Genomic DNA, 25121 nt, shown 5'->3' with positions numbered 1-25121 from the left:
ACAAAACGCATGAATCAACGTATTCTGGAAAAGCTTTCCATCTTGGCCGATGCGGCCAAATATGATGTTTCCTGTTCCTCGAGCGGCAGCAAACGGAAGAATGACAATGGCGGTTTAGGCAATGCCGAAGGCATGGGTATTTGCCATGCCTACACCGAAGACGGCCGTTGCGTATCGCTGCTTAAAATTTTACTCACCAACCATTGCATTTTTGATTGCGCCTATTGCGTAAGCCGCAAAAGCAACGATGTAAAACGGGCCGCGTTCACGGTGCAGGAAGTAGTGGACCTTACCATCAACTTTTACCGCCGCAACTATATCGAAGGCCTGTTTCTTTCTTCGGGTATTTTCTCCGATCCCGACACCACCATGGAGCGGCTGGTGCGTATTGCCAAAAAGCTGCGTACCGAAGAACGCTTCAACGGGTATATCCACCTTAAAGCCATTCCCGGCGCCTCCGACGAGCTGATACACGAAGCCGGCCTGTACGCCGACCGCCTGAGTGTAAATCTGGAAATGCCCAGCGTGGAAGGTCTTAAACTGCTGGCCCCCGACAAAAAGCAGGAAGACATGATCAAGCCCATGGTCTACCTGAAAAACGAGATCGTTGCCAACAAGGAAGAACGGCAGGTACTAAAGAAAGCGCCCCTGTTTGCCCCGGCCGGACAAAGCACCCAGTTGGTTATTGGCGCCACGCCGGAAAGTGATTTTCAAATCCTGAAATTATCGGATGCGTTTTACAAAAACATGAACCTGAAAAGGGTGTACTACTCGGGATATGTGCCCATTTCAAACGACAACCGCCTGCCGGCCATTGGCACACCCGTGCCCATGATCCGCGAAAACCGATTGTACCAGGCCGACTGGCTGATGCGGAGCTATGGTTTTCATGTGGACGAGATCATTACTCCTGAAGACCCTTTTCTGGATATGCAGGTAGATCCTAAACTGGGCTGGGCATTGCGCAACCTCGATAAGTTTCCTGTGGATGTAAACACCGCCGACCTGGAATTGCTCAAACGCATACCGGGTGTAGGCGTACAATCAGCCCAGAAGATCTGGCAGGCGCGCCGCTATGGCAAGATCACCTGGGACCACCTCAAGAAGTTCAACATTGCAACCAACCGCGCCAAGTGGTTCATCAACCTTAAGGTGGACGATTTCCAGCGTAAGGACTATAGCCCGCAGCAGATCAAGAACGCCATCCTGCAACACGGCCACAGCAAATACACACCGAACTATACGCCACAGTTGGCGTTGTTCTGAGGATGGTTCAATAGGTTCAATGGGTTTGATAGGTTACAACAGCCTTCCAACTTATTGAACCCATTAAACCCATTGAACTTCTGAAACCCCTGAAACTCCTGAACTCCCCTCATGCAAGCAGTACTCTACGACGGTTCCTGGGAAGGCTTTCTCTGCGCTGTGTTTGATGTGTACGAATACAAGTACAACGATGCCAGCATATGCCCCGAAAGCCGCTTCACCGGTCACCTCTTTGGTGCGGTGCACCATGCCCGTATGGAAAGTGCCCACAGCGACAGGGTTTGGAAAGGACTGGAACGGGTGCTTCCAAAGGCAGCCTGCGATGCCATTTACCGCACCTTTCTTTCCGGGCTGGAAGATATGGAAGGCCACCTGCTGGCTTATATCCGCTATGCTTTTGCATCAGGTGGCGCCATGGAAGACGACTTTAGCCACCCGGCTGTTATTTACCTGGGCCAAACCGCCAGGAAAGTGTACCGGGAAAAGCACCGGATGGAAGCTTTTGTGCGGTTTCAAAAAACCGCCGACGATTTGTTTTATGCTCTGATTGAACCCGACTACAATGTACTGCCGCTGATCTCCGATCATTTCCGCACCCGATATGCCGACCAGCGCTGGATGATTTATGATGCCCGCCGCAAATACGGCATCTATTACGACTTGCAGGAGGTGCGCCAGGTAGCCATCCAGTTTGACGAAACAACCGGTCAGGGCCGCGACATTACGCAAGCCTACGAACCTACCGAGCCCATGTACCAGGCACTTTGGCAACAGTATTTTAAAAGCGTAAACATTGGTGCCCGGAAAAATACCAAACTGCATGTGCAGCATATGCCCAAAAGGTATTGGAAGAATTTGACGGAGAAAATTCACACCCCCTGTCCCCCTGAAGGGGGAACTTAGGTTGGTGTGGCTGCTTTGATCACTTCATGTTTTTAAAGCAAAAATTCAATATTAGGAACACGGATTTGACAGATGGAACGGATCAAAACGGATATCCTTTTCATCCGTCAAATCCGTGTTCCTATCAAAACTTGCAATTGTAAACAGCGACTACCTACGCAAGAAATATGTTTAACAAACAACAAAGCCACCCTGCAATAGAGTGGCTTTGTTATGCTAAGGCCTGTTAGGCCTAAGTTCCCCCTTCGGGGGGACAGGGGGTATCACCTCCTCAATCACCTGTCCCACTGCTGCATTGGGCATTTGCACCTGCAACAGTGCAGCTACCGTGGGTGCGATATCGGTCATATAGGTTTCGCGGTTTACTTTACCGGGCTTGATATGCCAGCCGAAAAACAACAACGGAATATGGCTATCGTAGGGATTCCACAGGCCGTGGGTAGTACCGGTTTTGCCACCATCAAACCATTGGGGTTTGAAGAGGTACTGCACATCGCCGCTCAGGCGCTGGTTATAGCCGTTGGTTACCATCATTTCCACTTTGCTGGGCAGGGCACTGCCGGTAATATTTCCCAGGTCAATAACGCGGGCTATTGCGGGGTCCTGCAGGATGGCCTGCATCAGCACCTGTTTTACCTGCTGCCGATCCAGTTTGTTTTGTTGCAGCAAGGTATTATTCAAAAACACCTGGTCGTTGGCAAGGGTGAGCACCAGGCCTTTCACGCCAAAAGCCTGCTCAAGGGTTTTGTCCCACACGGCACGCTGCCCAGCGGCGCTGCGTACACCCGCAGGCAGGTGGTGTTCTTCGGCAAAGCCGGGCACATGGGCAGCACCATGATCGGCGGTTAGAAAGAGCAGGTACTGCCCTTTACCTACCTTGGTATCGAGGTACTGGAGAAAGCCTGCAAGGTCCTGGTCGAGGCGCAGGAAACCATCTTCTGCTTCAATGCTGTTGGGGCCAAATGCATGGCCAATGTAATCGGGAGAAGAAAAACTCACCGTCAGAAAATCAGTAATTGCATCTGCACCCAGTGCTTCGCCTTCAATAGCGGCCTTGGCCATTTCTACCGTGTAGGTATTGCCATAAGGCGTGGTGCGAAATGCTTCATAACGGCCTCCCTTAAGCGTATCCACCCGGTGCAGGAAGGTGGTACTGCCCGCTACCCTGCCTTCGTAAGGTTTGTCGTCGGCCGTGCTTTGCACATAGGTTTCGATGGGATACAAAGTTTTCCAGGGCTGCGACATGTACTGGTCCACCAGTTTGCGATCGTTGAAACGCTGTACCCATCCGGGCAGCTCCTGCATATAATAGTTGCTGGAAATAAAATTGCCGTTCTCGTACCAGTAGGCCGCATTGGCCGTATGCCCCGCTGGCAGGATGGCGCCCCGGTCTTTTAAGGCAATACCAACGGTTTTCCCCCTGAAATTATTAGCCAGCCTTACTTCATCGGTAATGGTGGAAGCCCACATGTTGCGTGGCGACATTTTTCCGGCAAGGCCGGTACTGCCAACGGTTTGCGCCACGGTATCCTCGGTGCAATACACACCACGACCCAGTTCGCGATTGTACCAGTTGTTGCCTACAATGCCGTGCAGGGCAGGCACCGAGCCTGTATAAACGCTGGCGTGCCCCGGTGCGGTATAAGTAGGAGTATAGGGAATAAAAGTGTTCTCGCAGGTAGTACCCTCCCGCAGCATCCGCTTAAAGCCATTGGCAGTGTAGCGATCCTGGTAGCGATAGAGATAATCCCAGCGCATCTGGTCTACCACTACGCCCACAACAAGTTTGGGTTTGGCAGGTACGGTTTGGGCAAAAGCTGGTGCACCGAGTAACAAAGCAGCCACCAGCCGGCAAAAACGTTTCATCTACAAAAGTTTAGGCCGCGAAATTAAGGGGAGGCCCCGATGGGATGGAGAATAGTTATTCGGAGGAAGGAAACTTTATGAATTATTAACCTGGAAGTCTTGCGGAAAGGCCAAAATCGCCAGGTTGACTGCGTGCAGCATAGTAAAAAGCGATTATGATCCAGGAACGATCATCATGATGACAATATTCACACAAATCCTTTCTAACTTTTCTTGCTTTGCTTTTTTTCCGGTAAGGAAACCTGCTTGTTAAAACATACTGCCCCGCTACCCTTTGCCCTGAAAAGCCTATTTTTGCGCCAATTTTCCGGAACTGCATTCGGCCGTCCCTCTTCAATGGTCTGTCGTCGGTTTCTGATCCGGATAAAACAAAACATAACCCTTTATGGCAGATATCTTCGAAAGACTGGTGAAGAATTACGGACCGCTCGGTCAGCACCGTGAGCGTGCCCATGGTTATTTTGCATTCCCCAAACTGGAAGGCGAAATCAGCAGCCGGATGAAGTTCCGGGGAAAGGATGTAGTGGTATGGAGCCTGAACAACTACCTGGGCCTCGCCAACCACCCCGAAGTACGTAAGGCAGATACCGAGGGAGCGCAGAACTTTGGCCTTGCTTACCCCATGGGTGCCCGCATGATGAGTGGCAACTCCAACAACCACGAACAGCTGGAACGCGAACTGGCAGCCTTTGTACAAAAGGAAGACGCCGCCCTGCTCAACTTCGGCTACCAGGGTATGGTGTCCATTGTTGACGTACTCCTCAGCCGCCACGATGTGGCCGTTTACGACAGCGAAAGCCACGCCTGCATCATCGACGGTCTGCGCATGCATGCCGGCCACCGTTTTGTATTCAAGCACAACGACCTCGAAGATTTCGAAAAGCAAATGCAGCGCGCCACCGCACTGGTTGAAAAACAAAAAACCGGCGGTATCCTGGTGATCACCGAAGGCGTGTTTGGCATGGCCGGCGACCAGGGCAAGCTGAAAGAAATTTGCGCCTTAAAAGAAAAATACCAGTTCCGCCTGTTGGTGGACGATGCCCATGGTTTTGGAACCCTCGGTGCTACCGGCGCCGGTGCAGGTGAAGCCCAGGGGGTACAGGACCAGATCGATCTTTACTTCTCTACGTTCGCCAAATCGATGGCCTCCATCGGCGCTTTTGTTGCCGGCGACCGTGCCATCATCGATTATGTGCGTTATAATATCCGCAGCCAGATTTTTGCAAAGAGCCTGCCCATGCCCATCGTTATCGGCAACCTCAAGCGTCTGGAAATGCTGCGCTCCATGCCCGAACTGCGTCAAAAGCTGTGGGATAATGCACTCAAGCTGCAGGCCGGTTTGAAAGCGCGTGGTTTCGACATTGGTAAGACCGACACCATGGTTACCCCCGTATACATGAAGGGTGGCGTGGAAGAAGCCACGGCCATGGCCATGGACCTCCGCGAGAACTATGGCATCTTTGCCTCCATTGTTGTGTACCCCGTAATTCCTAAAGGACACATCATTTACCGCCTTATTCCTACAGCTACCCATACGGATGCCGACATTGAGGCTACCCTCAATGCTTTCAGCGAAACAAAAGCCAAGCTGGATGCCGGTGCCTACAAGGTAGAAGCCATCCCGGATATGGCGGATGCACGATAAACTTGTACCAGAGAGAAAAAGCTGCAAGGCAAGCATGGCCAAGACCTAATTTGAAATGGTAACAAATCATTTCACTTTAGTAGAGATTGAAGAATAACATTAAAGCCCCTGCAAGTTGCTGGGGCTTTAATGTTTAGATTGCTTGGGTTTCAGTTACCCGATGCTGGGAAACTTGTTTGCACCCCATGTACCCACGCTACACTCCCAGGTCCCATCAGCGTATCATTTTGCAAAGGAACAAGTTCAATACCACCGTACATGGGGCTTGTACTGCTACTATTTGCCACGGGACAGGTATAACTTTTAAGCAAATAAGGGTTTGCACTTTCTCCACCCATGGCATTCAAAAAAGAAAGCGATACATCTCCGCTCAACGAAGGGTTTAATATAACTGGTTGCAAGTCTGAATTCGGAGCAAACAACCGAAATGTAGGAACACGGGAAATAGCCAGCGCCGATATATATCCAAAAGGGCCTTTTTCGGTGAAATCCACATCCGGAGCAGGAGCAAACTGGAAGCCTGTTTTATTGGTTCCCGTATTGTTGATTGCTTCCACTATCGGATCAATCCAATACCAGTTGCTACCCGTAACGGGATCGAAAACTACCGGTTCTATATTTACCTGCGACAACCCGGAAAACGACGCTTCAACCTTCAGGCTGCCCCCCGCTAAAGAAAGTATTTGGGTAAAGAGGTTTCCAACCCCTTCTTTCCAAATAACAAACAACTCCTGCAGCTCCATTGGAAAAGGGTTGGCGCCCTGCATACTTACCTGTACCTGACCATTGTCCATACTGCTTACCAAAAAATCAAGCTCAATTGACTGGGCATCGCTATTTAATGCTGCTACCTGGGCAGGCAGCGCAGGCATAACCCGGTAAGCAGGATACAACTTTTGATCAGATGCCAGCACTGCGCCATTTTCTAAGGAAGGTCTTTTTAATGCAGCCAATACTTTTTTGATTAACCCGGAATTTCGGGTAGTTGTGTTGATTAAAGGAATAACAGGATCAATGGCGGTAAGAAAGTTTTGGAGCGGCTGCAAAATGGATGCGGCTTTTTCAGGCATTTGGTTGAGCAGTGCCTGCAGGTTGGCAGCCTTGTGTAAGGCTGCAGGTTGTATAGCCGGCTTGGCCCAGGTACCGCAAATAACTGCCAACACAGTATCAATGGGCTGTTGTCCGCCACCTGCAGGAATACTGCCAAATACAGTTTCCCATTCCTGCAGTAATTCCATCTGCTCATTAAAAGCTGCAGCGCTAGCATTTTGCAAGGTTTGCCTGTCGGCGCTGCTCAGGTAATAAGTCAAACAACTAAATACTTGCAGAAAATAGTTGGTAAAATACCCATCATCCTGCCTTATTGGCGGCAGGTTGTTCTTCAGGTTGGAATTGATCCAGTTATAAGTATTGGTTTCAAAACTGAGGTCGTTTGGATTTTCGTAATAAAATGGATAATGACCCAAACCGCCCGCGCTGAAAGGAAGAAAAGAGCCGCCTAATCCGGGCGCATTTATTTGTACAACAGCGCTCTTGGGCAAGCTGGCAAGTTCCGGCTTGCTATTGGCAAGGATAGAAGCGGAAAGTGCTGCCAACTGTTGGCTGATAGGGTTCACCACTACTTGCCTGTTTTAAAATCCAACTGCCCGCATGGCTGCAGGCAGTTGAATATAGATGGAGGAATAGAAGGACTCAGGAAACTGCAGGATAATTGGTTTGTACCCCCAGTACCCAACCCATGGAGGTGGTATTTGTACCTGCGACCAATTCGGGTGGCGGATTGAGGGTGATAGTTACCGATGAATTGGATCCAGATGTTTGCGCATTGTGCGAGTAGGTGCTTTCCGAAACTCGGCCCAGGGGTATGCCAAGAAAAGAGATCATCACATCACTGCTTTGCTGGAAGGTGTTGGCAATGCTTTGGTAATTGGAACCTGTTACAGTAATTACCATGCTTGGATAATTTGAAATAGCCACGCCTTGCAAAATTCCAAAGGGCCCGTTGGGTCCGAAGTCCACACCGGGGTCAGGGCTGAACTGAAAGCCGGATACATCTTGTCCCTTGTTGGCAATCGCCTCCATGATGGGCTGCATATAAAACCAATTCTGCCCGGTGGACATATTGTAAGCCGCCGGTGCATAGTTCACCAGGGTTAATCCCGAAAAGGTCATATCAATAGAAACTGAATTGCTGCTATTAGCAATTTCCTCGTGGAAGTAGTTGGCATTGCCGTTAATGCCAATGGTCAGGAAATCCAAAATGGGAATTTTAAAGGAAGTGCTGCCACCAACAGAAACAGAAAACTGATTTTCGCTGCTATTGCTCACCTGCATACTGATTTTAGCATCGTTGCCGCTAGCCTTGAGCCCGTTGATGATATCATTAAGCGGAGTAGTCACTGTATAGGCAGGATAGTACTTGGAATCATTTCCCAAAAGGCCACCGTTATCCGCGGTTGGCGTTTGAACAGCTCTTTTGGCATTGTTCAGGTAAGCGTTGTTCATGGTTACCTGATCCTGCAACGACACGCTATCGCCTAATGCATACAGGTAATTGGCAACCACAGGCATGATAGCCAAACCAGTAGCAGGTGCATTTTGCAGGTCGTTGCTCAGGTCGGTGGAGTTGCGCAATTTATAAAGTGTCATTCCCGGATTCGTTGCCCAGGTAGTTACAATGGTATTCAATATATTATCTGTGGGCGAACCATTGCCGCTTGGAAAACTGCCATAAGTACTTTTCCAAAGCGTCAGCAGGGCCATCTGCTGATCCTGTGCAGCACTCGTAGCTGCATTAAGTTTCACCTGATCGGCTGTGGAGAGCTTATAGGTAACTTTTGAGAGTACGGAAATAAAAAGATTGGAAAAAAAGGATCCTGTCGACTGTTGTACAGGAGCAGTACCGCCGTGCAGGTTGGTATTGATCCAATTGTACGTAAGCGTGTTGAAGTTGAGGTTTGCAGGATCTTTGTAGTAGTAAGGAAAATTGCCTCCTGCGCCAATGGCAAAGCTCACAAGTGGCTGGGCACCCAGGGCAGCAGCAAGTGTTTGTGCGGCCTGAGCCCGAAGGGTTTCCAAAATCGCAGAAGTGTTGGGGGCTTGCACATCGGAGAGGTCAAGGTTGGCAAAACTTTGTGTGCCCGCAACCTTATTGGTTTCTGTTACAGATGACATGTTACAATCATTAAATGTTAAATACCTACTCTGTTAAGGCTTTTCGGCTAACGCCTGGCTGGAATTGTAAAAGGCAAGTTTGTTTTTAGGTAGGTGCAGGTTTCATTTTTGTATTAGCTTTTGGTAATTAGAAAAGCTTATAACAGCCTACAGCTGATCAACACAATTCCAATACAAGCCATGGGCTTCCGATACAGAATATTGCTAAGGGTAAGCATACACAAAAGCATCCTGGCAGGCTTCCATGCTAAAGCCTGAGATTAACAACAACCCTTTTGAAAAAATGAGAGCAGAAAAAATTTGTAATACGAAGCCAAGAGAACGCACTGGTTCAGAGCCTCAAAAACTATGAAGCATAAAGATGTTTGTATTTTGCCAAAAATGCAATAGCATTTTTAATAATTTATAGCTAATCAGAATATATATTTTACTCAAAACCTATTTGCAACATATTAGATACATTATCCTATAACAAATATGCGACTTTTAGCACCCGTTTCATTTGTACCAGCTTCGTTCCAGCAATCAGGTGTTAACCAATAACCAGGCACCCAGATGGAGAACCGGCTCCATTTGTTTATAAAACTGCGCTTACACCCAATACCGGTGTAAATTATTGCGAACGGTGTGGAACAAACGAGGACAAACAAGGGACGATGGACAACGGGCTCAAAGGTGGTCTATCGTCTGTGGCTCCTCTTCCGCTGATGTGATTTCGTTTCCAGTTTTAGAAAATATCTTAGATTTTATTTATATCGTCTACTTATAGCCTCATTTCCTTTCCACAACCAAAGGGTACTGGCTTAACATTTCCCTTGCCTTATTCTTATGATAGGTATTAACTGATGTTTGCCAGCTGCAGGCAGGTGCGAACATGGAAATGTGTAAAGGACCAAAGTCTAATGAGGAAGCAATACACTTTTTTTCCTTCCGTTTGTTAGCCAAAAACTTTACTACCCTTGTAAAAAATCAATACCTGCAACAATGAAAGGAATTCGATGAGGTGAAATGTCTGAGTAAAAAGTATCAGAAATTACAATAAAGTAAAAGGAGAAATAAACTCCAGTACTAACAGGATCAACAAGATGGTTTCAAAAAGCATGACAGCAACAGCAAAGCTTCCCGGAAAGGCTGCATAACAATTGCAGGTGTTCAATACTGCCATCCATTGACTTACCAGCTATGATAAGCACAGGCAGGCATGCCGATTTAACTTCAATCTTGTTTGCTTAATAAATGTAAAAACTAAGCAAATCAACAAAAGGCCAACGCATATCCCCTTAGTGGCAGCTCACCGGATCTGCCTTAGCCAAGTCCGGCAACTCAGGGCTTACAAACGGAATCCCAAGGTTCATCCCGCGCAGGATCAGTAGCACACCCATCATACCCAGGAATACAGGAACCGCTTTCCGCAGTTGCAACCGCACCTGTTGGTTGGCCAGGTTGCCAAAGAATACTACAGCCAGCATAGCAGGAAAGGTACCCAGTCCAAAGGAGGCCATAAACAGGCTGCCTTTGATAGCGCTGCCGGTAAGAAAAGACGTAGTCACAGCCATATAAATAAGCCCGCAAGGCAGCAGGCCATTGAGCACACCAACGAGGTAATGCGAGGTATAGGCTTTGGAACGGAACAGGGAAGCAAGTGCTTGCCGCAATTGTATAAAAGGTTTGTTGGCAGCAGACGAAACCGCCGAAGTAGCTTTTAATTTCACTGGCAACAACAGGTACAACAAGATACCTGCACCAAGTACCATGGAAAACACTTGCTGGACTTTACCAGACATAAAGGTTTGCCCAGCTAATCCCAATACCAATCCCAAAAGACTATAAGTAGTGATGCGGCCCAGGTTGTACAACACGCCACCTACTACCCTGCCGCTGTTACTGCGGTGGCCCAGCGGTAATGCCAGCGCTAACGGGCCGCACATCCCCACGCAGTGGAGGCTGCCAACGGCACCCATGAGGAAAGCGGTGGTTATTGTTTCTGAAAGCGTCATTCTATGCTTTGAGTATTGACTATTCATTATTGATTACTTCCCTTGATGAAGCAAACCAATAATCAATAATCAGTAATAAATAATCAACCTTCATTCCACCAGTGCCACAACCCCTGGCCACCATCTACCGCCATTGGCAAAGCCAGCAGGCTGTACCAATACGGTGCTTCATACAGGAAAGGAAAAACCAGCAATGCGGCACCGCCAAAGCCTACCAGCAGGTTGCCGCCGATGGGTTCTTTGATACGGAGCAGCCAGCCGCTTCCAATGGCTAGCAGCAGCGCAAGAGGCGAAGAGCCGCCAAGGGAAAAGTCTGTAGCAAAATACAAGGCAAAACCAACAGCCAGTGCCGCCAGCGAAAGCCAACGGAGGCGTGCGGGAAGCAATAGTGCGTTCATCAGTTGAAGAATTCTTTTTGTTCGTGGAAATAGGTTTGTCCGCCCTGTTGCCAGCTCAATTTTACTTCAAATAAACCCTTGATGGTTTCAGGTAAAGGCAAGGCAAAAGCGGCATTGGAAACCGTGAAGTTGCGGCGCAGGTCATTGCCATCGTCGGCAGGACAATAGAGATAGAGCTCGCCTGTAGTGGCCTTGCCGTTGAACTCGGCGGGGAGTTGCACAATCAGCTTGCGGCCTTCAACAGTTACCCTGGGCGGTGCTGATAATGCAGCCACGCGGCTCTTCTGGTCAATAACGGTTTGGTATTTTACTTCGGCACCGTAGTAGTCTTCGGTTACCAGGTCGTAGTCCTCGTTAACAGCCCGGTACACCAGGGTAAGCATGCCCGCCACAAAGAGCAGGTACACGCCAGCGATCTTATAGCCCCAGCTTATCTTCATGATGGAGTGGTTTTACGTTTCCATACAAAGGTGAAGCAAGCCGGAAGCAGGACGGGTGAGCGGAGTGAAGGCTAGAGGTGATTTTTATCAGCTGCTTTTTTTGCCACAAAGACACTAAGACAGGTAGGAGCACAAAGAAAAAGAGGAAGAACTTGCTCCCTCTTTTTAGTCTTGGTGTTACTTCGTGCCTTTGCGTCTTTGTGGCAACTGAATTAAAACCCCGGCCCCATAAACGTCGTCTTCGCTGTTTTGATTTTTTCCCCGCCTTCGTATACACCGATCACCATTTCGGTTTTGCGGCGGGCTATTTGTTCCTTGTTCACCTTTACAAAAAAGGGTGTTTGGTAATAGCTTTCGCCGGGCACGAGAATGGGTTTGCCAATCACCTGAACTTCACCCTGCAGGTTCTCGATCTTTAGGGTTACAGGCAGGTCTTTGCGGGTCTTGTTTGCCAGCTTGATGGTATAAAGGTTGGAGATGCGGCCATCGGGTTGCTGTTGGAAGATTTGTCCCGGTGTACGCAGCACGGTTGCATCTACATCATCGCGGGTGATGAGCAGGAAGGCCAGCACACCTATCAAACCTACCAACACTGCACTGTATGCTGCAAGGCGGCCGTTGAACTTGGTACGTTTCTTTTCCGCTATGTTTTCTTCCGAATCATAACGGATCAGGCCCAGGGGCTTGTTGATCCGCTCCATGATAGCATTGCAGGCATCAATACAGGCCGTGCAGTTCACGCACTCCAATTGGGTACCGTTGCGGATATCGATCCCGGTAGGACAAACATGCACACAAGCCATACAATCAATACAGTCGCCTTTGTCTTCAACAGCTGCCGCCTTCTTGAGTTTGCCGCGGGGTTCGCCACGTACATAGTCGTAGGCTACTACCATGGTCTTACGATCAAGCAGCACGCCCTGCAGGCGACCATAGGGACATACCACGATACAGGCCTGCTCGCGAAACCAGTAGAACACAAAGAAGAATACCGAAGTAAAACCCAGCAAGGCAGCAAAAGTGCCTTTGTTTGCACCGATGCCTTCATGGATCATCAGCAGCACCTGGTCCATGCTGATGATATAGGCTAAAGCAACATTCGCAATAAGGAAAGAGATGGCAAAGAACACCGCCACCTTCACAGCCCGCTTGCGGAACTTGTAGGCGTTCAGTGGCATTTCCTTCAGTCGTCGCTGTGCTGCCTGGTCGCCATCGAGCCAGTACTCGATCTTGCGGAAGACCATCTCCATGAACACTGTTTGCGGACAGGCCCACCCGCACCACACCCGGCCAAACACCACCGTAAACACGATGACGAACACCATGAAGGTGAGGAAGCCAATGGCGAAGATGAAGAAGTCCTGTGGCCAGAAGATTTGTCCAAAGAAAATGAACTTACGCTCCATAACGTTAAAAAGGAAAAGCGGCGAACCATTCACTTTTATCCAGGGCAAACCAAAGAACACAACGAGGTATACCAGGGTAGCGATGGTGCGCTGGTTATACAGTTTTCCTTTGGGCTTCTTGGGGTTGAGGAAGTTGCGTTTGCCTTCCTTGTTAACGGTAGCAATGGTATCACGGAAGGCCTGGTCGATATAGACCTTCTTTTCTTCTGCCTTTTGTTTGCTATCGGGAATGTGGTTGTACATGGGTTTTCGTTGGCTAAATACCAGGCTACAAAGGAACGAAGGGGTAAAAGGGCTGGAGGTGACAAGCGTCAATTAGGTGGAGGAGAAAAGATGATTTTGGTAAGGGTATACTTCCTTTACCCACACTGGCTGAAGTAACCGAGGAAGTCCCGTCATTGCGAGGCGCATCAGTTTCACTGTAGACGGAGCCATCTTGCGCGCCGAAGCAATCTCCAGCCGCTGTAGTACCCTAAACCTGCACAAGTGTTAACCCGCAGTAATTGGATTTTGCTTCAGCGCCGCAAACTGTTGCGTAAAACCAGCCATTACGGGCGCTTCGCATTGAGGAGGCAAAAGGAGTAACCAGGAAGCAGGAATCAACAGTATGCGTTTTTACACATCGTTCAATCGAAAAATTATGACATCGATTACTCTGCTTCACTATTCTGGTATTAAAGATTGTTCAAACGCAATTCCCATAAATCAACCCACTTTGGATTATTAATGTTTATCAGCAGCTCTTTTGCTTTCCTGCTACCTCCCTTTATTCTTTTCTCCTCACAAATCGCTTCCAGTATATCGGCATACTTGCAGTAATAAACGAGCTTGGTGCAGTTGTACCGGGCAGTAAAAGAATACGGATACAAATGGCTTCGATGCTGCTCCATGCGCTGCCGTAGGTTGCTGGTAACGCCAGTGTACAATACAGTGTGGTGCGTATAGGAAAGGATGTATACCCAGCCTTGTTTGATCATGGCTTGAGGGGTTTGGCTGGAAATAAATTAATACAAACATCCCATGCCTGCAATACCGCTGTTTTGATACTATGGCAAACGTGATGGTTTGTCAATGTAAGGGGCAATAATGAATAATAGATGTACGTTGCAGCATGCCCCATACCTTGCTGAAAGTGCCGGCCTATCGGTGTTTTACCGCGGCAGGAGATTGCTTCGGCGCGCAAGCCTTCGTTATTACAGTGAAGCTGATGCGCCTCGCAATGACGCTTTGCCTTAAATGTATTTAATACGACAAAAAGCCCGGACGCACATACATCCGGGCCTTACTTTTTCTGTGAACCTCCAAGCCTTTGTGGCTTCTTGGTTTAAAGATCCTTTACTATTTCATTGCCACAGCAGTACTGTCGGCTTTTGCAGCAGGAGCTGCTTCGTTGTACTCCTCACCCTGCGGTGCCTTGCCATTCGGAGGGTTGGTACCCTGCAGGCTCTTCACATAAGAAGCCAGGTTCTTCAGTTGTGTGGGTGAGAACATTTTCTCCCATGCCTGCATGCCTTTTTCAGGTACACCGTATTTGATGGTTTTGAATACATCATTTACTGCACCTCCATGGAGCCAGAACTTGTCGGTGAGGTTGGGACCTACACCACCTTCGCCTTTGGCACCATGACAGGCCAGGCAGCTTTGGGCAAAGATCTTGGCGCCTTCGGCAATACCGGCAGCATCGGCCATGGTCACGCTTTTCTCGTCGATCTTCTCACCTGATGTGGCCAGGTATTCTTCGATCTGAACAGCGGCCATTTTCATTTCGGTCTGGTATTCCTGCTCGGGGTCGGGGCCCATACCCAATACATGGAAACGCAGCAGGTACACTACGGCAAATACAACAGTGATGTAAAAACCGGCCTTCCACCAGGGTGGCAGCGAGTTGTCCAGTTCCTGTATGCCATCGTAATTGTGATCGAGCAGGTGGTCCTTTTCTTTTTCAACCGGGATTGCCCTGGTAAAAAACTTCCGGTCGAACCGGGCCCACCAGCCTTCGTTTTCAAAACCCGCTTCTTCTGCGGCACCAATGGATGATGCACGCATTACAGCGGTAAACATAAAGAATACCAGGAAGAGCAGTGCAAATGCCACGCTCCAAAACAAGAGGTCGGCGCCAAGGGACTCGGTGGTCTTTTTTGCGGCATCGGCAGCTTCACCAGCGGCCTCCTGTGCCCAGGCGGGTGTACTCATCAGCACGGCGGCAAAGGCAATGAATGATTTATTTACAGTTCTCATGATTGTTCAGGCGGTTTAGGAATGTGCGTTTGTGTTGGCTACTTCGCCACCTTCAAGCGGCAAGCTGTTCATATCCGATACAAAACCCTTGTCCATCTTCTTCACGTAGTACAGTACGCCTACGAAAAAGAGGAAGAAGATCATCAGCGAGATCATCGGGTAAACGTCGATGCCTTCAATGGAAGCAGCGTATCCTTTGATGTATTTGAGCATGGTGAGAGAGGTGATTGGTGATTGGGTATTGGTGATTAGGATTATTGATTATTCATTATTTATTATTGGGTGTACACTGAGGCAGTAATAATTAATAATCCAATAATCAATAATCCCAATCCATTTCACTATTTCAATTGCGCTGTTTTATTATTGCCAATATCAGTACCCAGACGCTGGAGGTAGGCAATTACGGCCAGTACTTCACGGTCGGCAGGAACGTTGATGTTGTTTTTCTTCAGATCGCTGGCGATTTCATTTGCCTGCTTCATCAGGTCCTTATTGGCCTCCAGTTCGAAGCCTTTGGCATAAGGCACTCCCAGGGTTTGCATCGCTTTAATCTTACCTGGTGTGCTGGCGGTATCCAGCCTGGCGTCGATCAGGAAGGAGTAAGCGGGCATAATGGAACCGGTTGAGATGGCCTGCGGATCATCGAGGTGATTGTAGTGCCAGGTATTGCTCTTGCGGTTGTTGCCGGCGCCTTCACGTGCCAGGTCGGGACCGGTGCGCTTGGAGCCCCACTGGAACGGGAAGTCGTACACAAACTCACCGGCTTTGGAGTATTCGCCGTACCGCTCGGTTTCGGAACGGAACGGACGGATCATCTGCGAATGACAGGTATAGCAACCTTCGCGTACATAGATATCACGACCCTGCAGTTCCAACGGAGTGTAAGGCTTCACGCTTGCGATGGTGGGAACGTTTGACTTCACCAAGAAGGTGGGGATCATTTCCACAGCACCACCAATCAGGATCACGATGAGGGTAGCCACCAGCATGGGTGTAGGTTTGCGCTCTACCCAACGGTGCCAATGCTCGCCTTTGTGGGCAGTATATTTTTCAAGGGCAGGCGCTTCAGCCTGTTCGTTGGCCAGCAGTTTGCCTTGCTTGGCGGTCTTCCACAGGTTGTACATCATGATGATGGCACCGGCAACGAAGAGCGCACCACCCAGGCCACGTGTGGCGTAGAAGGGCTTCATAAAGGTTACAGTATCGAGGAACTGGTATTTCAGCTGTCCGCTGGGGGTAAACTGCTTCCACATGGAGGCCTGCATAAAGCCTGCGATATACATGGGGATGGCATAGAACAGGATACCCAGTGTGCCGATCCAGAAATGTACGTTGGCCAGCTTCTTCGAGTACAGCTCGGTGCGGAAGATCTTGGGTACCAGCCAGTACAGGATACCAAAGGTGAGGAAGCCGTTCCAGCCAAGGCCGCCTACGTGTACGTGGGCAATGGTCCAGTCTGTGAAGTGCGAGATGGCGTTGATGTTTTTCAGCGACAGCATGGGCCCTTCGAAGGTGGCCATACCGTAGCAGGTAACCGCTACCACCATAAACTTCAGGATCACGTCTTCACGCACTTTATCCCAGGCACCACGCAGCGTAAGCAGGCCGTTGATCATACCACCCCATGAAGGGAAGATGAGGGTAAAGGAGAACACGATACCCAGCGACTGCGCCCAGTTGGGCAGTGCAGTATACAGCAGGTGGTGCGGTCCGGCCCAGATATAGATAAAGATCAAGGACCAGAAGTGGATGATGGAAAGCTTGTAAGAATATACAGGGCGGTTAGCAGCCTTGGGCAGGAAGTAATACATCAGGCCCAGGTAAGGTGTGGTGAGGAAAAACGCTACTGCGTTGTGACCATACCACCACTGCACCAGCGCGTCCTGCACACCGGCAAATGCGGAGTAGCTTTTGAAGAAGCTTACGGGGATCGCCAGCGAGTTCACGATGTGCAGTACCGCAACCGTAACAAAAGTGGCAATGTAAAACCAGATGGCTACATAGAGGTGGCGTTCGCGGCGCTTGAGGATGGTGGCAAACATGTTCCAGCCAAATACAACCCAGATGAGGGTAATGGCGATGTCGATGGGCCATTCCAGCTCGGCGTACTCTTTAGAAGTAGTAAAACCTAACGGCAGGGTGATGGCGGCGGCTACGATGATGGCCTGCCAGCCCCAGAAGTGGATCTTGCCCATCAGGTCGCTCCACATACGGGTTTTCAGCAGGCGTTGGATAGAGTAGTAATAACCCATGAAAATACCATTGCCTACGAAGGCGAAGATCACGGCGTTGGTGTGCAGCGGGCGCAGGCGGCCGAAGTTGAACCAGGGGCCGATGTTCAGGCTTTCGGGGAGCACCAGTTGAAGGGCTGCCCACAAACCGGCCAGCATGCCCACCACGCCCCAGATGACCGTTGCCGCGGCGAAGTTGCGCACGATGGCGTTGTCGTAATAAAATGTCTCGCGCCTGCCTTCGGTGTGGGGCCGCTGCAGAACCTCTTTGGCGAAACTTCCTTGTTTGATTGTTTCCATGCTTTGAAGTGCTTTGTGCTTGTTGCTTGGTATAGATTGGATTACGGTTGCTTGTCTGTATTGGTAACGCCGTCGTCGAACAGCATCCGTACGGAGGGGGTGTAATCGTCGTCGTACTGGCCTTTTTTCACCGAGAAGATGAACAGCCCCAGGAAGCCTCCTGCGACGATCATGCTGACTACGATTAGAACTACCAGTGCGCTCATGGCTGATTTATTTGATGGATCAAAAGTATTTTGGAGGGGGTGGGCAGCACCTGACGATTGTCAGACAAATGGGTGAAGCTGGTCACGGGAGGGGTTGTTTTTCACGCGGTTTGTTTCCCGCAACGGCGCAACGGAGCAACGGCGCACAGAGTTTTTCACGCAAAGGCGCGGAGGAGCAAAGACGCAAAGAATATTTCAAATGGCAGGATTTGGTAAAGGCCGGAGGTTTGTCAGGCCGAACTTGTTTCGGCATCCCCTTCTTATCTCGGAGTTTACGAATCAAGCAGGAGATGCCGAAACAAGTTCGGCATGACATTCCTTCTTTGCACGGCGCTTAAATGAAAACATCCTCGTTTCGCCGTGGCTCCGCCGCGCCTTTGCGTGAAACTCAAAGCCCCCGCCGCCTGGCCGCTACTGCCGCAGCCAGCGCCGTGAACACGATGATCGATATAGAGCTTGCAGGCATCAGGATGGCCGCTACCATGGGCGAGAGATTGGCTGTGGTGGCAAAACTTAAACCCACACAGTTGTAGAGAATCGACAGGATAAATGAGCCAGTTACAATCTTTTTACCTGCTTTGGCAAAGGAGAGCAACTGGTGGAGCTTGCCCACATTGGCACTATCCAAAATGGCATCGGAAGCCGGGGTAAACTGGCTGGTGTTCTCGCTCACAGCCACGCCCACATCACTCTGGCGGAGGGCACCGGCATCGTTGAGGCCATCACCCAGCATCAGTACGCGAGCCTGTGGTTCCTGTTGCAAAAGGGCAATGTATTCCAGCTTGCTTTGTGGGCTTTGCCCGAAGTGCATGGGTGTATCGGTGCCAAAGATTTGCTGGAGATTGCTTTTTTCAGATGCATTATCGCCGGAAAGCAGGTGCAATTGATAGCCCTTTTTCTCCAGGTCGGCAACCATGGCTTTCACGCCCTCGCGGTAACTGTTGGCTATGGCAAAATGTCCTTTCAGTTTGCCACCAATAGATACATACACTTCAGGGCCGGTACCTTTCTTTTCCATGGCCGTGCCGGTAACAAAGGCTGCAGAACCGATGCGAACGAGTTCACCATTGATGGTGGCTTCAGCGCCCTTGCCTGCCAGTTCCTGGAAACCAGCAACGGGCAACGGCTTTGCGTTCGCATCCAGCAGGTAGGCAGCCAACAGGCGGCTCAGGGGATGCGCACTTTGTTTGGCAACGCTGTACACCAGGCTGTTTTCGTACTGGCCGAGGGCGAGCCCAATGAATTTTACCTGTGCCTTGGTGGTATGGGTAAGGGTACCAGTTTTATCAAAAACAATATGGTTTACCCTTGAAAGGCCCTCTATTACCGATGCATTTTTGAGGTACATCTTGTGTTTGCCAAAGATGCGCATCATGTTGCCAAACGTAAAGGTGGCTGACAGGAGCAACGAGCAAGGGCAGGCTACGATCAGTGCTGCAGTGACAGCAGGAAGGATATTGGCCGGGTTTACAATGGCCCAGTAAATACCGGCACTTGCAGCGATGGTAAAAAGTGCTGCAGTAAAATAGCGGCTCCAGGGATGGATAAAGGATTTGTCCCTGTTCTTCTCCGCTCCCATGCCTTCGTTGTTGTTCCACAGTTGGGTGATATAGCTCTGCGAAACGGCTTTCACCACTTCCAGCTCCAGGCTGCCGCCCAATTGGCGGGCACCGGCATACACCAGCTCGCCCTTCCGCTTATGCACCGGCGTGTTCTCGCCCGACACAAAGCTGTAGTCGATGCTGCCCTCGCCATTGCGGATGATGCCGTCGGCGGGAACCATTTCGTTGTGGCGTACCAGGATGCGGTCGCCGGCCTTGATATTGGAAATTGAGATTGCCTCCTCTCCCCCATCCTCACCCATGCGGGTTACGCCCAGCGGGAAATAAGATTTATAGTCGCGGTCAAAGGAGAATGCATCGTGGGTTTTGTTCTGGAACCACCGGCCCACCAGCATAAAGAACACGATGCCCGACATGGAATCGAAATAGCCCGGGCCGGTACCGCTCACTACCTCGTACACGCTCCGGCTGAAGGTCATTACGATGGAAAGCGCAATGGGTGCATCGATATTAAGCCAGTTTTGCCGCAGGCCTTTATATGCGGATACAAAGAAGTCGGAAGCGCTATAAAAGAAAACCGGCAGGGCCAGCACCAGGTTGAGCCAGGAAAAGATGCGCTGTAGGTAAGCCTCGCTAATCTGCCCCGAAGCAAAGTACTCGGGAAAGGACATCATCATGATCTGGCTGAAGGCAAAACCGGCAATACCAATCTTGTAAAACTGCTTGCGGGTGATCTTCTTGGGTTGCTTTTGCTCACCGTCGTTAAACGTGATATAAGGCTCATAACCTACGAAGGCCAGCAGCTCCACCACTTTGCGCAGGGAGGTTTGGGCAGGGTCGTAGGCAATGAAGATTTCTTTCTGTCCGAAGTTGGTGGTGCTTTGCAGGATGCCAGGCTGAATGGCATGGAGGTTTTCCAGCAGCCAGATGCAGGATGCACAGTGCATCTGTGGCAGGTAGAGGTTTACATGGCTCACCTTTCCATCGGTAAAGCTGAGGAGTTTGTTTACCACCTCTTCGTTGTCGAGGTAAGCAAAGCGGTCGGAAGAGAACCTGCCTTTTACCTTAATACCCGGCGTGTTGCTCAGCTCATAGTAGTTGCACATCCCGTTTTCCTTGAGCAGGCTGTACACGAACTTGCAGCCTTTGCAGCAGAAGAAATGGTCATCTTCGGGGATGGCCTGATCGCAGGCTTCACCACAGTGGTAGCAGGTAGTAGCCTGCCTGGGCTGGGCGGGTGCTGCCTTTTTAGGCGGTATGGGGGTTAGTACTTCCATGTTGGGGAGGATTGGTCGTTTCAATGGCTACAAAAGTCCGGGGGAGTGGGTTGGGGAAAGCTGAGGTGTGTCAAAGTGGGGCGTGACCCTCGTCAGGGTTTACGCAACGAAGCAACGGAGCCACGGATGTTTCACGCAAAGGCGCTAAGGAGCAAAGGCGCAGAGATGGATTACATGTTGAGTAAAACATGGAACGAAAAGCCAATAAGTTTTCTCTATTTATTCGTTGCACCGTGGCTCCGTTGCGTCGTTGCGAGCAAATAAACTTTGCTTCTTTGCTCCTTGGCACCTTTGCGTGAAATATAGTTGCAAGCAACCCTACTTGCACGCCGGGCCCGGCTTTTGTAAGTTTAGCAGCCAAACCTTCAACCACAACATGAAACCATTTGCCGCCGCCGTTTTACTGCTGGCTGTTGCCTGTACGCAGCCCAACAATTACAACAAGTTTCTGAATACAACCAACCGGGTGGACATCCTGGTATATAATGGCGGAGATACCCTGTACTTTGACACACAGGACAGTACAGGTATTGACATCCTGCGTAGCCAGGTAAATGGTAAAACGAATGATGTAAAAGATACCTGTTCCGCTCTGGGACTGCTCCGGTTTCGCCAGGACAGCACTGTTTTATTAGAGGCGCCTTTTGCTGTTACACCCGGCAAATCGGAAGGCAATTGCAACTATATCACCTACGCCCACGACGATGACAGCTATGTACAGCCATTATCGGAAAGAGCCCAGAAATTGTTGGGGAGGGTAGTCCAGAACAAGTAATAGGAACCGGTGATTTGCAGGATTTTAGAAGGATTGATAGGAACACTGGACCCCAGACTTTTATGATTTTAAATGATTGGCAGGAACCAGGTGCGAGGAATGGTAAAATGGGCGGAAGGGTAAAGCATTTGTCTAAACCGCTTCGAGTGAACGTGCAAGCAATAAACACGAACCAGCTTTTATACGACTTCCGGCAGTATTGGTGTTTGGTGTTGCACCTGCAATGTGCATTGATTATGTACCTTGTAAAATTCCAATACCCAATACCCAATACCCAATACCCAATACCCAATACCCAATCACTAATCACTAATCACAAATAACCAATCACCATCCCCCAATCCCCCCTCTTTTTCCTACATTTAGCCCTCACAAAATTTTTCCCAGCACATGAGAAGCATCTGGATGCTCCTTTTCTTCGTGCCGCTGTTTACGCTGGCACAAAACAAGAAGATCACCCTCGAAGACATTTACAAAAAAGGCACCTTTCGCCCCGAGTTTGTTCAGGGTTTTGAGCCTCCTGCCGAAACCCTCTTTGATGCCAAAGACGTTAAAGACGAAGGGGGCAAAGCCATCAATACCCAGGATTATGCTGCCAGCGCCGATAAGAAGCGCATCTTATTTTTCACGGGCCGCGAACCCATTTACCGCCGCTCTTCCAAAAGCACGGCTTACCTCTATGATGTAGCAACTAAAAAATCCATCCGCCTCAACGAAGGCAAGGTGCTCCATCCCAGCTTTTCACCCGATGGCACCAAGGTGGCTTATGTACTCGACAACAACCTGTACGTGTACGACATCGCCTCTGCCAAAACCACCCCCATCACCACCGATGGCAAGTGGAACTTCATCATCAACGGCAATGCCGACTGGGTATACGAAGAAGAATTCTCCTTCAGCCAGGCTTACCAGTGGAGCCCCAAAGGCAACTACATCGCCTATTACAAGTTTGACGAGAGCGGCGTAAAGGAGTTCAACATGACCATTTACGACAGCATCAATAATAAGGATTACCGCTACAAATACCCCAAGGCAGGTGAAGCCAACAGCAACGTAAGCATCCATATCTACGATGTGGCTTCCGGCAAGCAGGTGCCTGCACAGTTCCAGCAGGGCGATATCTACATCCCCCGCATCAAGTGGACACAGGACGACAGCAAGCTGGTGGTGTACTGGATGAACCGCCTCCAGAACAACCTGAAGCTCCTGCTCACCGAAGCCGCTACCGGCGCCAGCAAGCCCCTGTATGAAGAAACCAACAAGTATTATGTGGACATCAACGATGACTGGTGGTTTTTAAAAGATGGCAAAAACATCCTCTTTGGTTCGGAGAAGGACGGCTATTACCAGTTGTATCGCCACAGCATCGACGGCAAATCCAAAATTCAGCTCACGAAGGGCAAATACGATATTGCCGAGGTAAACGGCGTAGATGAGGCGACCCGCCTGGTGTATTATACCGTTGCCTACCCTACCCCCATGGACCGCAACCTCTTTGTTACGGACTTTGATGGTAAGAAAACAACCCAGCTGACCAATGGCACCGGCTGGCACCGCGTGGAGCTCAACAATGATTTTACCCAGTTCTACGACTACTACTCCAACATCAACACCCCGCAAACGACGACCCTTTACGACCTGAAAAAAAGTGGTAACAGCATTGTGGCAGTGCAGAATAAGGTAGCAGGTGAGAACAAAAAGCTGAAGTCCTTGCTTTCCGAATACGCCATGGGTAAGGTGGAATTCATCCGCGTACCCAATACCAAGGGTGATACGCTGAATGGTTGGATGCTGAAACCCGCCGACTTTGACCCCAATAAAAAATACCCAATCCTCTTTTGCAACTACGGAGGCCCCGGCTCGCAGCAGGTGGCCAACCGCTTTGGTGCCGCCTCCATGTGGCACCAGATGCTGGCACAGAATGGCGTGATTGTGGTGAGCGTAGATAATACCGGTACTGGCTTCCGGGGCGAGGAGTTCAAGAAGAAGACCTACCTGCGCCTCGGCCAGATGGAAATTGAAGACCAGATGGATGCCGCCCGCTACCTGGCCAAACAGCCTTTTGTGGATGCCAACCGCATCGGTCACTGGGGCTGGAGCTTCGGTGGTTTTATGAGCTCCATGGCCATCACCAAGGGCGCCGATGTGTTCAAGGCAGCTGTAGCCGTTGCTCCTGTTACCAACTGGAAATTTTACGACAATATCTACACCGAGCGCTTTATGCGTACACCGCAGGAAAATGCTGCCGGCTACGCCGAAACAGCTCCTGTCAACTTTACCCACCTCATCAAAGGCAAATACCTGATTGTGCACGGCACAGCCGATGACAACGTGCATTTCCAGAATGCCGCCCAGATGATTACTTCGCTGGTGAAGTCGAACATTGATTTTGAAAGTGCATACTATCCCAATAAGAACCACGGCATCTCCGGAATGGCGGACAATACCTCCTTCCACCTTTGGAACAAGATGACCAACTGGATCTACGAGAACCTGCGCGATAACCCCAGCCCGGTGGGGGTATCGGTGCCGGTACAAAGCGAAAAGAAAAGCTTCTAAATAAAGAGCCTCCTCCGGGAGGCTTTTTTATTGTCACGCAAAGGGAATTGCTCGCAAAGGCGCTAAGGAGCAAAGACGCAAAGGGTGTTTCACGCAACGACGCGGCGGAGCAACGGCGCAACGATAGGAATTGAAATACTCTTCTCAATTAAGGTTTGAATTTTTTCTTTGCGTCTTCGCGCCTTTGCGAGCCACCTCATTTTGCGTCTTTGCTCCTTAGCGCCTTTGCGTGAAACCCCGTTGCGCCGTGGCTCCGCTGCGTCGTGCGTGAAACAAAGCCAACCATTCCCCCCGCCGTTTGTACTTTTAACCACTACTATGAAAAAGAAAATCGCCGTAGCCATCACCGGTGCCAGTGGATCGATCTATGCGAAGCTGTTGTTGGAAAAACTGGTGCAGTTGCAGGAACAGCTACAGGAGGTGAGCATCGTGATGAGCAGCAATGCAGGTTTTGTATGGCAAACAGAGTTGGGCGATGAATCTTACCAAAACTTTCCTTTCCGCTATTTCGACACCAACGATTTCCTGGCGCCCTTTGCTTCGGGCTCAGCGCAGTACGATGCATTGATTGTAGTACCCTGCTCAATGGGTACGCTGGGGCGTATTGCTGGAGGTATCTCCAATGATCTTACAACCCGTAGCGCCGATGTGATGCTGAAGGAAAGAAAGAAGCTGATCCTCGTGGTACGCGAAACGCCGTACAACCTGGTGCATATCCGCAATATGGAAACGGTGACGCTGGCTGGTGGCATCATTTGCCCCGCAACGCCTTCGTTTTACAATAAGCCGAAAACCATTGAAGAAGCGGCCATGACGGTAGTAAACCGGGTGATTGACCTGGTTGGATTGCAGCATCAGAGTTACCGTTGGGGAAC

Annotated in this window: 19 protein-coding genes; 6 read left to right on the top strand and 13 right to left on the bottom strand. The window is 49.9% G+C overall.

Annotation, left to right across the window (positions count from 1 at the left end):
- The first annotated feature begins 9 nt into the window (after positions 1–9).
- Positions 10–1266 carry a putative DNA modification/repair radical SAM protein gene (locus BUE76_RS09370; protein ID WP_073042344.1) on the top strand — a complete coding sequence of 419 codons (1257 nt, stop codon included), beginning with the start codon at positions 10–12 and terminating at the stop codon, positions 1264–1266.
- A gap of 111 nt (positions 1267–1377) precedes the next feature.
- A complete protein-coding gene (locus tag BUE76_RS09365) occupies positions 1378–2169 on the top strand; it encodes a TIGR03915 family putative DNA repair protein (protein WP_073042346.1) in 792 nt (263 codons plus the stop codon).
- A gap of 216 nt (positions 2170–2385) precedes the next feature.
- On the opposite strand, the gene pafA is transcribed toward BUE76_RS09365, so the two are convergent.
- Entirely contained in the window at positions 2386–4035 is a 1650-nt protein-coding gene (pafA, locus tag BUE76_RS09360; RefSeq protein ID WP_073042347.1) for an alkaline phosphatase PafA, read from the bottom strand.
- Positions 4036–4420: 385 nt separating this feature from the next.
- On the opposite strand from pafA, the gene BUE76_RS09355 reads away from it, so the two are divergent.
- The gene (locus tag BUE76_RS09355) at positions 4421–5680 is read left to right on the top strand and encodes an aminotransferase class I/II-fold pyridoxal phosphate-dependent enzyme (protein WP_073042349.1); all 1260 of its coding nucleotides are present in this window, start codon (positions 4421–4423) and stop codon (positions 5678–5680) included.
- 149 nt (positions 5681–5829) lie between these two features.
- Here the strand turns inward: BUE76_RS09355 and BUE76_RS09350 are convergent, their stop codons facing one another.
- The 12 genes from BUE76_RS09350 to BUE76_RS09290 form a co-directional block, all read right to left on the bottom strand.
- Positions 5830–7296, bottom strand: coding sequence for a hypothetical protein (locus tag BUE76_RS09350; protein WP_143157279.1), 1467 nt, complete (start codon positions 7294–7296; stop codon positions 5830–5832).
- 76 nt (positions 7297–7372) lie between these two features.
- Positions 7373–8854, bottom strand: coding sequence for a hypothetical protein (locus BUE76_RS09345; RefSeq protein ID WP_073042352.1), 1482 nt, complete (start codon positions 8852–8854; stop codon positions 7373–7375).
- 1280 nt (positions 8855–10134) lie between these two features.
- Complete coding sequence (locus BUE76_RS09340; protein WP_073042354.1) at positions 10135–10851, bottom strand: sulfite exporter TauE/SafE family protein; 717 nt, start codon at positions 10849–10851, stop codon at positions 10135–10137.
- Positions 10852–10934: 83 nt separating this feature from the next.
- On the bottom strand, positions 10935–11249 hold the full coding sequence (locus BUE76_RS09335; protein WP_073042355.1) for a hypothetical protein: 315 nt from the start codon (positions 11247–11249) through the stop codon (positions 10935–10937).
- Complete coding sequence (locus tag BUE76_RS09330; RefSeq protein ID WP_073042357.1) at positions 11249–11689, bottom strand: FixH family protein; 441 nt, start codon at positions 11687–11689, stop codon at positions 11249–11251. The genes BUE76_RS09335 and BUE76_RS09330 overlap by 1 nt, the downstream gene beginning before the upstream one ends.
- A gap of 212 nt (positions 11690–11901) precedes the next feature.
- Complete coding sequence (ccoG, locus tag BUE76_RS09325; RefSeq protein WP_073042359.1) at positions 11902–13338, bottom strand: cytochrome c oxidase accessory protein CcoG; 1437 nt, start codon at positions 13336–13338, stop codon at positions 11902–11904.
- Positions 13339–13769: 431 nt separating this feature from the next.
- Entirely contained in the window at positions 13770–14072 is a 303-nt protein-coding gene (locus BUE76_RS09320) for a GIY-YIG nuclease family protein (protein ID WP_073042361.1), read from the bottom strand.
- Positions 14073–14433: 361 nt separating this feature from the next.
- Positions 14434–15333 (bottom strand): cbb3-type cytochrome c oxidase N-terminal domain-containing protein, encoded by a 900-nt coding sequence (locus tag BUE76_RS09315; protein WP_083596466.1) that lies wholly within the window; start codon positions 15331–15333, stop codon positions 14434–14436.
- A gap of 15 nt (positions 15334–15348) precedes the next feature.
- Positions 15349–15546, bottom strand: a complete 198-nt coding sequence (locus tag BUE76_RS09310; protein ID WP_073042363.1) for a hypothetical protein — start codon at positions 15544–15546, stop codon at positions 15349–15351.
- A 128-nt stretch (positions 15547–15674) separates the two neighbouring features.
- Complete coding sequence (ccoN, locus tag BUE76_RS09305; RefSeq protein WP_083596467.1) at positions 15675–17867, bottom strand: cytochrome-c oxidase, cbb3-type subunit I; 2193 nt, start codon at positions 17865–17867, stop codon at positions 15675–15677.
- A gap of 41 nt (positions 17868–17908) precedes the next feature.
- Positions 17909–18073 carry a cbb3-type cytochrome oxidase assembly protein CcoS gene (gene ccoS / locus BUE76_RS09300; protein WP_073042365.1) on the bottom strand — a complete coding sequence of 55 codons (165 nt, stop codon included), beginning with the start codon at positions 18071–18073 and terminating at the stop codon, positions 17909–17911.
- Between the two features lie 388 nt (positions 18074–18461).
- A complete protein-coding gene (locus BUE76_RS09290; protein ID WP_083596468.1) occupies positions 18462–20912 on the bottom strand; it encodes a heavy metal translocating P-type ATPase in 2451 nt (816 codons plus the stop codon).
- A gap of 376 nt (positions 20913–21288) precedes the next feature.
- On the opposite strand from BUE76_RS09290, the gene BUE76_RS09285 reads away from it, so the two are divergent.
- From BUE76_RS09285 to BUE76_RS09270, 3 genes are all read left to right on the top strand, one after another.
- A complete protein-coding gene (locus BUE76_RS09285) occupies positions 21289–21687 on the top strand; it encodes a hypothetical protein (protein WP_143157280.1) in 399 nt (132 codons plus the stop codon).
- 390 nt (positions 21688–22077) lie between these two features.
- Positions 22078–24246: a S9 family peptidase gene (locus BUE76_RS09280; RefSeq protein WP_073042370.1), complete on the top strand. Its 2169-nt coding sequence runs from the start codon at positions 22078–22080 to the stop codon at positions 24244–24246.
- Positions 24247–24564: 318 nt separating this feature from the next.
- A partial coding sequence (locus BUE76_RS09270; RefSeq protein WP_143313436.1) for a UbiX family flavin prenyltransferase occupies positions 24565–25121 on the top strand: 557 nt, incomplete at its 3' end.

This window comes from Cnuella takakiae (assembly GCF_001953305.1).
Classification (GTDB): domain Bacteria; phylum Bacteroidota; class Bacteroidia; order Chitinophagales; family Chitinophagaceae; genus Flavisolibacter; species Flavisolibacter takakiae.
The sequence above is the reverse complement of the archived record's forward strand: the minus strand, read 5'-3'. Positions and strand labels throughout refer to the sequence as shown.